This is a genomic window from Armatimonas sp., assembly GCF_043760365.1.
Classification (GTDB): Bacteria; Armatimonadota; Armatimonadia; order Armatimonadales; family Armatimonadaceae; genus Armatimonas.
Map to the genome: position 1 here is coordinate 1 of NZ_JAYUPA010000834.1, position 9001 is coordinate 9001.

Consider the following 9001-nt stretch of genomic DNA (forward strand, 5'->3'; position numbering starts at 1 on the left):
GCTACCGAAAAGCCGTCCTAAACCGCCTCTCCGAAGGACACGCGCTTCTCGCAAGTTTGCCGGGGTTGGAATAACTAAAGGAAATGGAGTAAATAATGCCTGGTGGTCAATTTGATTCTTCAAAAACACGTGTCTCTCCAGTCTTTGATGAGCTAGCCAAAAGGAGTGACAATTGGGTTCTACAACTTTTAGAGCTTACGAGCTTTGGTGTTGATAAAAATCTTGACCTTAAGTTTCTAAAAGGATATTGGGGTACTAAGGAGCTAGGGCTTCATCCTCCTGTAAGTCTACTATCTTGGCTTATACGTCATCCCAAGCATCTAAAACAAAATGCTCTCAGTAGCCCGGAGCGGGAGTTGTTACTTAACGGCAACCCAGAAAAAGTCGAAGAAGCGTTGACCCTTCTCCGTACAGAAAATCGGGATCGTGCTTGGTATATTTTTGAAGGTCGTACTTACCCGGATGCAGTCATTGAAACCCCGGATGCTCTCATTGTAATTGAGGGGAAACGTACAGAAGCTGGCCCCACAACATCAACCAAATGGCTAGAAGGGCGACATCAAATCTGGCGGCATATTGACGCAGCATGGGAGCAAAGAGGTAAGCGCCGCGTATTTGGCTTGTTTATCGTTGAAAGTGATGGCGAGTGTGGCGATGTCCCACAACATTGGAAACAGGCTATCAAGAATTCTCTTGTCCCAAGCACCCTCGCTACCAGCTTTCCGCACCGAAGCAACACAGAGTGCGAGGAAATTAGGCAGTGTCTTCTAGGAGTAACGACCTGGCAGGCAGTCTGCCGGGAATTCTCGTTACCTGCTGGAACACTGCTGGCGCATGTGTAATTAACATGACCAACATGACCAAGACGATAAGCTTTCAGCGTTCCGCTTACTGGCCGATAAGCTACTGAGGTCGTTTGCCCCTCGCCAGCGGAAATGGAGAATCCAGCATGAGCAAGACAGATCAGACCTATAAAAGCAGCATTCTCGCCGCCCTCCACGAAACGGCCTCGGACCTCCACGAGGTTCAGCTCATGGACAAGCAGACGATGCGCCGCTTCGATGCGCTGTGCCTTACTCCTGTGGCTCGCCTGTCCGCTGAGGAAATTCGTGAGCTACGTCAGCGTGAGCATATCAGCCAAGCCGTCTTTGCCAGGTATTTGAATGTCACCGTAAGCCTGGTGAGCCAGTGGGAGCGCGGCGAGAAATCCCCCTCGGGCGCGTCGCTGAAGCTCCTCTCGCTGGTCAAGCACAAGGGGCTGGAAGTCATCGCGTGACCACCCACGGCAACGGGGTGGGGGCGTGGATGGCGTCGCCGCAACGGACGGAGCCGGGGAACTTGCCGCCTGTGCCGGGGTTTGCCGATACGACGGTGCGGCAGATCGTGCGGGTATAATCCCCATAGTATGAAGATCATTCGATTTGTAGACCACGCGGGCAATATCCGCCTGGGAACTCCCACCGACAACACTTTTACCACAGCCACCGCGCTCGATGGTAATTTATTTACGGGCCTCACCCCGACCAAAGAGCTGCTCTCGGTCGCGAAGCTTCTTGCTCCGATTGAGCCGCCCAATATTTTATGTATCGGGCTGAACTACAAGCGCCACGCTGAGGAGAGTGGCATGGCTGTCCCTGACCGCCCCCTCCTCTTTATCAAGCCGACCACTACTCTCTCAAACCCGGGCGATGCCATAATTCACCCCCGAACCACCGAGGAGCTGGACTACGAGTGCGAGCTGGCCGTGGTAATCGGAAAGACCGCCAAGAATGTCAGCGAAGACGACGCACTGGACTATGTGCTCGGCTACACGTGTGCCAACGATGTCTCCGCCCGCGACTGGCAGTTGCGCTACGATAAGCAATGGGCACGCGGTAAGAGCTTCGACACGTTCTGCCCGCTCGGCCCCGTGCTCGTGACGGCTGAGGAGATTCCCGATCCCAATGATCTCCAAATCCAGACACGGGTGAACGGAGAGACGCTGCAAAACTCCAATACATTTGACATGATCTTCGATGTGCGTGAGATAATCTCGTCGCTCTCGAAAAACTTCACGCTCCTGCCGGGCACGGTGATCCTCACGGGCACCCCCGAAGGTGTCGGGATGGGACGCACGCCGAGGCGCTGGCTCGTGCCCGGCGATGTCTGCGAGATCGAGATTGAGGGAATTGGCGTGCTGACCAACTCCGTGGAGGCGGCATAATGTTTCGTCTTGATGGAAAACGGGCTTTAGTCACCGGGGGCGCAAGTGGAATTGGGGCGGCGATTGCGCAGACGCTCAAGGCGCAAGGAGCCCGTGTTCTGGTGCTCGATCTCAACGACCACGCGGATCTGCCCTGCGATGTCTCCGAACCGGACTCCGTGGCACGGGCTTTCGCAAAGGCCGACGAGCACGGCCCGCTGGACTTGCTTGTCTGCTCGGCGGGGATCGGGTTCGTGGGGGATATTCTCAAGACCACCCCGGCGGACTTTGACCGCCTGATGGGGGTCAATGCGCGCGGTCTGTTTCTGTGCTGCCAGGAAGCGGTGCGCCGCATGAAAGCCAGCGGCAACGGCGGCAGTATCGTCAATATCTGCTCCATCGCCGCCGAGACCGCACTGGCCGAGCGCTTCGCCTACTCCGCCACGAAAGGCGCGGTTCTCGCCATGACCCGCTGCATCGCCAAAGACTTTGTGAACAATAAGATTCGCTGCAACGCCGTGTGCCCGGCACGGGTGCACACGCCTTTTGTGGATGCCTATCTCACGAAAAACTACCCGGGAAAAGAGGCAGAGCAGCTCGCCGTCCTCTCCGCCGCGCAGCCCATGGGCCGCATGGGCCAGCCCGCCGAGATCGCCGCACTCGTCGCGTATCTCTGCTCCGATGAGGCCAGCTTTGTCACCGGCGCCGCCTACGACATTGACGGTGGCGTCATGGCGATGCATTAAACACCATGGAAAAAGAATTACAGGCGGGGCCACTTCGTTGCAAGTTCGCCGACGGCGAGCTGCGCTATATCAAGCTAGGCGACACGGAGCTGGTGCGCCGGGTATTTTTTGCGGTGCGCACCAAGACCTGGGACACACTGGTGCCCAAGCTCACCCGCTGCGACATTGCACAAACACCCGATACCTTCACCATCACCTTGGAGGCAATCTGTGAGCGGGGCGCAGCGGGCTTCGACTCCGACGGTGGCTATGCGTGGTCTGGCAAGATCGAGGGCAAGCGCGATGGCACGATCACCTTCTCGGTGACGGGGGCTCCGACGCGGGATTTTTCCACCAACCGGATCGGGATCTGTGTGCTCTTTGGGACGCCAACGGTCTGTGGACAGAAGTACGAGCTGGCGGGAAAAGACGGGCCACGCTCCGGCACATTCCCCATTTTCGTCAATGCTCCCCTGACCTTCGAGGAGAACTTCCATGAGCTGCGCTACGGCAATGTCAAGGTCAGCGCCACGGGCGATGGGCTCTTCTCCATGGAAGACCAGCGCAACTTCGCCGACTCTAGTTTTAAGGCCTACGCCATAATGCCCTACGCCTACCCGGAGCTGAAGAAAGGCGACGCGCACATGCAGACAGTGACCATTGCACTGACGGGCAGTACGCCCCCTGTAAAACCCGTTCAGGGAACACTCCTAACCGTAGGCGATGTCGTGCCAGGTCGTGTCCTTCCCGAGATTCGCACGGGCAGCACGGGCGAGCGCAACTGGTTTCACGGGATCAACCATGAACGAGAGAAAGCCAAAGCCGCCCCGAGTATCGCGTTTGCCTACTTCCCTGTCGAGCACCTCTACGACGACGACACGTGCTGGGAAAATGTGCCCGTCCTCACGGAACTCGCCGAGTCCGCGCGGCAGTTCGCACCGGGTAAACCGATAGAGATCCATCACATTGCCCTCACGCTCACGCACCCACGCCCTACGCCCGAGCCGCGCAACGCCAGTCCGATGGGTGCCGCCTGGGCCGCCGACTGTCTCAAGTACGCCGCCCTCGCCGGAGTTCACAGTGCCACGTTTGATATGGGGCCGGGCCATGCCAGCCGTGTTCTCAAGGCGCTCCAGCCACTCACCGGCAAAGCATTTCGTCACGTCAGCGTCCGTAGCGCCGCACTCATCACGCCCGTAGATGCCTATGGGATTGGAACGAGCGTGATTGTCATCAACAAGACCGGGGTGCGCCAGCAAGCCACACTGGAAAAACTCGCGCCCGGAAACTGGCAAGCCGTCGAGCTGCACGGACAGACCCCCGCAGGGATTCTTCCCAAATCAACAGGCGTCACGACACGCGGCGGCAAGACCAACCTCAACCTCGCCCCGCACGAAGTGCGGATTCTGAGCCGCCGCTGACCAGGCTGCGAAAATAATTTGCGCTACCGCGTGACGAAGTGAACGGGTTGTTACTCTTTACTGACGACGATGCACGCTTCCCTGGAAAATCAAGACGACGAAGAGCTGGTGGTACTTGCCACGCTAGGATCGTTTCCAGCCTTTGACGAGCTGATTCGCCGCTATCGTGGCCCCATCACCCTAGCGGCGGAGCAGATTGTCAGAAGCAGGGCGGTGGCTGAGGAGGTCGCCCAGGAAACTTTTCTTGCGGCGTTCTGCGCTCTGCCCTCTCTGGACGCTCCGGGGGCGATGGGGGGCTGGCTACGCGCCATCGCCCGTAATCTCGCACTCAAGACTCTCCGTCGTGAGCGGCGCTGTACCGCCACGGACGATCTCGAAGCACTGGTTAAGAGTGCCAGCGCCGAGCTTACTGTCCTGCCGGACTGGGTGGCGCGAATCGAGCAGGAAGTGATCTTCCAGGCGCTCCAGAGGCTCCCGGAAGACCAACAAGAAGTGCTCTATCTCGCCGCCTACGAAGACTGGAGCGTCGCCCGCATCGCCGCGTATCTCTCGGTACCGGAAGCAACCGTCCGGGGCCGTCTCTACCGGGCGCGGCAAATGCTACGGCAGAGTATCGCCTTTCAAGAACAAGAAGAGGAACAACTATGACTGAAGAAACCATTCCGATAGAAACAGACCCGACCATCGAGAAGCGGGCTAAGGAGATCCGGAGAGTCCGGCGCATGATCGGCGAGCTCTACTCTCTCGCCGAGCACGCGAGTCTCACCGGCGCGTTCCGGAAAGACGGAGCCACCGAGGCCGTTCGAATCTACAACGATACTCTAGCGGTACTCCAGACCCACGGGGTCGAGCTCCAGGGGATGTTCGCTCCCCTACCCAGCGACGCCAGCTTTGACCGGCTCGGTGTGGCGAGCCGCTTGCTGCGTGGGTATCTGGACGAAGAAGACGAGGAGGGATCCCCGGGAAAAGTAAAAAACAAGGGGGTCAAGATCATGGTGGGCAGACACGGTGAGCACAGCAGTCATATCGCGATGGAGGAGCTGGGAAAGCTCAAGGATATTGGATCCGTCATCCGCGAGCACCTCCCCGACTGGCTCCGTGAGGCCCCACCCGCTCCCCCTGCGCCGCCCGCCCCGCCGACTCCTCCCACACCGCCCGTATCGCCCACGCCGCCCCACAGAACCGACGACGAGTAACGAAAGGAAAAGCCCCGTAGTTTTATCAGTCTGCATTCCCTCTCCCTAAATGACGATGATATAGGGAGAGACGAATGAATGCAGACTAGTTTTCCGCACTTCCCAACCGACGCTCAAGTCCCTACACGACAGAGCGTGCTGTTAGAACGCCTTCTCCTCACCACCCACTCCTTTGCCTTTGTGGCAACTGCATCGGGGATGGAGCCGCTGTCACTGGAGGCTGCGCAGAGCCTTCTGCCTCTGCAATACTCCCTACGCTCCAGCTATGGCGAGGCGCTTCAGAAAGCGATTCACCCGCAAGATCGTAGCTACCGGGAGAATACCTGGCGACACGCCACACAGACCCACCAGTCGCTGTTAAGCCATACATTTCGGGTACGCGATCTTGCTGGCCAGTGGCACTGGCTCCATGAGGAGGCGCATCTGGTGTTTCCCGACAGCGGGTGGCACGCAGTGGGCACTCTGAGCAATGTCAGCGAACACGAGCGCAAAGCAACGTTCCAGGTAGGCCAGACACGTGTTCTGAAGATGATCGCGGAGCACCAGCCACTAGGTAAGACTCTGGATACCCTCAATCTGCTCATCCAGGAGCTACTCCCCGACGCACTCACCTGTATCCTGGGCTACAATGCCCACTCCAATACGCTGATGGATCTGAGCGCTCCACACCTGCCCCAGGGCTACCGAGACGCCATCCATGGAGTTAGTGTCGCGCCCGATCGCGGCTCCTGTGGCGCGGCGATTACGGGCAAAAAGCCTGTTTTCGTCCGCGATATCTCCACGGACCCACTCTGGACGGAGTTTGTGGAGCTGGCAGTGGATACCCACGGACTTCGCTCCTGCTGGTCACACCCCATTCTAACCAACGAGGGAAAACCCGTCGGGACATTTGCAATCTATCACCGATACCCCCACTTGCCCACAAGCTGGGCGAGAGAGCTTCTGGCCACGGCAGCCTATCTCGCAGGTGTTGCCATCGAGCGCTCCGAATCAGAGACAATCATTCGCTATCAGGCCAGCCACGATGCACTCACAGGGCTTCCCAACCGCCACCGATTCACGCAGGACGTGGCGGAAAAGCTGGAGCAGGCACGAAAAAGCGCAACATCGCTAACTCTGCTCTTTCTCGACCTCGATCGGTTCAAGCAAGTCAACGACTCACTCGGACACTCATTTGGCGACCATCTTCTGAAAATCATTGCGGAAAGAATGCAAAAAGCAGTCGGGGCGGGTATCTACAGGATGGGGGGCGATGAGTTCACGGTGCTGCTCCCCGAGACCACTGCCCGGCAAGCGGAGGAGATCATCAAGAAGCTACGGCGTGCGCTTACCCGCCCCGTCACGTTGAATAACTACGAGTACCTCCCCTCTTTTACCGTGGGTATCAGCGACTATCCCAGCCACGCACAGGATGCCCATACCCTCTTGAAGTATGCCGATATTGCGCTACATCGTGCCAAAGAGGAGCAGGCCGGTGGCATTCGGCGCTTCGATCCCGCCCTCGCGCGAAATCTTGCCCACAAAGTCCAACTGGAGTCCGACCTGCGCCGTGCGGTCGAGCAGCAGGCTTTCACACTGCACTACCAACTCAAAGTGGACTCTCGTAGCCACCAGCCCGTTGGTGTTGAGGCGCTCATCCGCTGGAATCACCCGGAGCGAGGCATGATCCCCCCGGGTGAGTTCATCCCCCTGGCCGAGGAAACTGGGCTGATCCTGCCCCTCGGTGACTGGGTGATGCACACCGCCTGCAATCAGGCACGTGCCTGGGAGCAAGCGGGGATTCCTCTACGCGTCTCAATCAATGTCTCCGCACGACAGCTCCTCCAGCCCGACCTCCAGCAGCGTGTGCAGTCCGCGCTACGTTGCTCCGGGGCTCGTCCTGATCTGATTGGTTTCGAGCTCACGGAGACGGCGCTACTCAAGCACGGAAAGTCCGCAGAACGAACGCTCAATGCTCTGAAAGACCAAGGAATCTGGCTGGAGCTAGATGACTTTGGCACGGGTTTTTCCTCGCTGGTCGCGCTCCGCAGCTACCAAATAGATGCCCTTAAGATTGACCGCCTCTTTGTCCATAACCTGGAACGTACCTCCAACGATGCCGCCATTGTCCGTGGTGTTATCGCGATGGGCCATGCCCTGAACATGGCGGTGGTGGGCGAGGGGGTGGAGAGTGCCTCAGAGGCAGCGCTTCTAACGGAGCTCGGTTGCGATGGCTTGCAGGGATTCTATTTTGCCCGTCCAGTGCCTGTCGAGCAGCTCATCTTACCTCTGCCTGTGCCTCTGGCACGCGCCGCCTAAGCCCGAGAACTCGGGGTACAATAGTACCGACGATGCGTGTTGGACTGTTCACCGAAAGCTACGAGCCCGTGATCAACGGGGTTTCGACGTCGGTGAAGACACTTGCTCTGGAGCTCATCGCAGACGGCCACGAGCCCGTTGTTCTGGCACCGCGCTATCCGGGCTACGCGGACAGCAACGAAATCACCGTACGTCGGCTCCCCTCCTGGGTCTCGCCCTGGAACCCGGAGAACCCCTTTGCCCACTCTCCGCTCCTGGGGCAGCCAATGGCGCTACGCAATCTTCCCCTGGATGTGGTGCATACCCAGCAGCCATTTGGAATGGGGATGCATGGCCGCCGCCTTGCCCGCCAGCTGGGCGTGCCCCTTGTCTCAACATTTCACACGCTCTACCACGAGTACACGCACTATGTCCGCCCGCTCCCGCCTGCTCTGAGCCACTGGTGGCTCTCACGGCACCTGCGCCTCTACTACGAGGGCGACTGTACCCGAGTGATCGTCCCCTCACGCGCCACCGGGGAGATCCTCGTGCGATTAGGAGTTTCGGAGGACAAGATTTCCGTCGTACCAACGGGCATCCCGCCACTACGCCCCGTTCTGCCTGCGGAATGCGCTACCGTGCGGGAGCGCTACCGGCTTCCCGAGGGGGCTCCCGTGCTGCTCTACGTGGGACGGCTTGCCAAAGAGAAAAATATTGAGGCGCTCTTCGACGGCCTGGCGCACTGGCCCGACGACGCCATTATATTGCTTGTCGGAGGCGGACCTGCGCTGGAGGAGCTGAAAGCCAAAGTCGAGACCCGACAGCTCGCCCACCGGGTACGCTTTGCCGGGTTCGTCCCCCGCATAGACCTTCCCCCGATCTTCGCCACCGCGACTCTCTTTGTCTTCCCTAGCCTCACCGATACGCAGGGTGTTGTGCTCTCGGAAGCGCAGAGCTACGGCCTCCCCTGCATCGTCGCGAACGGCGGCGGTGCCCCGGAGTTCGTCCGCGATGGGATAGATGCCCTCGTTGTCGCCCCAGAGCAAATCGGCCCCGCCGCCGCGTCGCTCCTCACGGATCCAAGCCGTCTCCAGGCGTTTGCCTGCGCCGCCCGCCAGAGCCCGCTCCACCCCACCCCCAGCGAGATGGCCCGACAGATCGTCGCCGTCTACGAAGCCGCCCGCAACGACGCGATAGAAT

10 protein-coding genes are annotated in these 9001 nt (G+C 59.3%); all 10 read left to right on the plus strand.

Going from position 1 to position 9001, the window contains the following annotated elements; genetic code table 11:
• Positions 1–95 precede the first annotated feature (95 nt).
• Entirely contained in the window at positions 96–842 is a 747-nt protein-coding gene (locus ACH2EH_RS20545; RefSeq protein ID WP_395144639.1) for a hypothetical protein, read from the plus strand.
• 107 nt (positions 843–949) lie between these two features.
• Entirely contained in the window at positions 950–1276 is a 327-nt protein-coding gene (locus ACH2EH_RS20550) for a helix-turn-helix domain-containing protein (protein ID WP_395144641.1), read from the plus strand.
• The gene (locus ACH2EH_RS20555; RefSeq protein WP_395144642.1) at positions 1273–1395 is read left to right on the plus strand and encodes a hypothetical protein; all 123 of its coding nucleotides are present in this window, start codon (positions 1273–1275) and stop codon (positions 1393–1395) included. Before ACH2EH_RS20550 ends, ACH2EH_RS20555 begins: the two co-directional genes overlap by 4 nt.
• A gap of 10 nt (positions 1396–1405) precedes the next feature.
• Positions 1406–2203 carry a fumarylacetoacetate hydrolase family protein gene (locus ACH2EH_RS20560; RefSeq protein WP_309687073.1) on the plus strand — a complete coding sequence of 266 codons (798 nt, stop codon included), beginning with the start codon at positions 1406–1408 and terminating at the stop codon, positions 2201–2203.
• Positions 2203–2928: an SDR family NAD(P)-dependent oxidoreductase gene (locus ACH2EH_RS20565; RefSeq protein ID WP_395144644.1), complete on the plus strand. Its 726-nt coding sequence runs from the start codon at positions 2203–2205 to the stop codon at positions 2926–2928. Before ACH2EH_RS20560 ends, ACH2EH_RS20565 begins: the two co-directional genes overlap by 1 nt.
• A gap of 5 nt (positions 2929–2933) precedes the next feature.
• Complete coding sequence (locus tag ACH2EH_RS20570) at positions 2934–4328, plus strand: hypothetical protein (protein ID WP_395144646.1); 1395 nt, start codon at positions 2934–2936, stop codon at positions 4326–4328.
• Positions 4329–4397: 69 nt separating this feature from the next.
• Positions 4398–4976, plus strand: coding sequence for an RNA polymerase sigma factor (locus tag ACH2EH_RS20575; RefSeq protein WP_395144648.1), 579 nt, complete (start codon positions 4398–4400; stop codon positions 4974–4976).
• Entirely contained in the window at positions 4973–5524 is a 552-nt protein-coding gene (locus tag ACH2EH_RS20580) for a hypothetical protein (RefSeq protein WP_395144650.1), read from the plus strand. The genes ACH2EH_RS20575 and ACH2EH_RS20580 overlap by 4 nt, the downstream gene beginning before the upstream one ends.
• Before the next feature lie 78 nt (positions 5525–5602).
• Positions 5603–7822, plus strand: a complete 2220-nt coding sequence (locus ACH2EH_RS20585) for an EAL domain-containing protein (RefSeq protein WP_395144652.1) — start codon at positions 5603–5605, stop codon at positions 7820–7822.
• Positions 7823–7854: 32 nt separating this feature from the next.
• The coding region (locus ACH2EH_RS20590) for a glycosyltransferase (RefSeq protein ID WP_395144654.1) at positions 7855–9001 on the plus strand (1147 nt) is incomplete at its 3' end.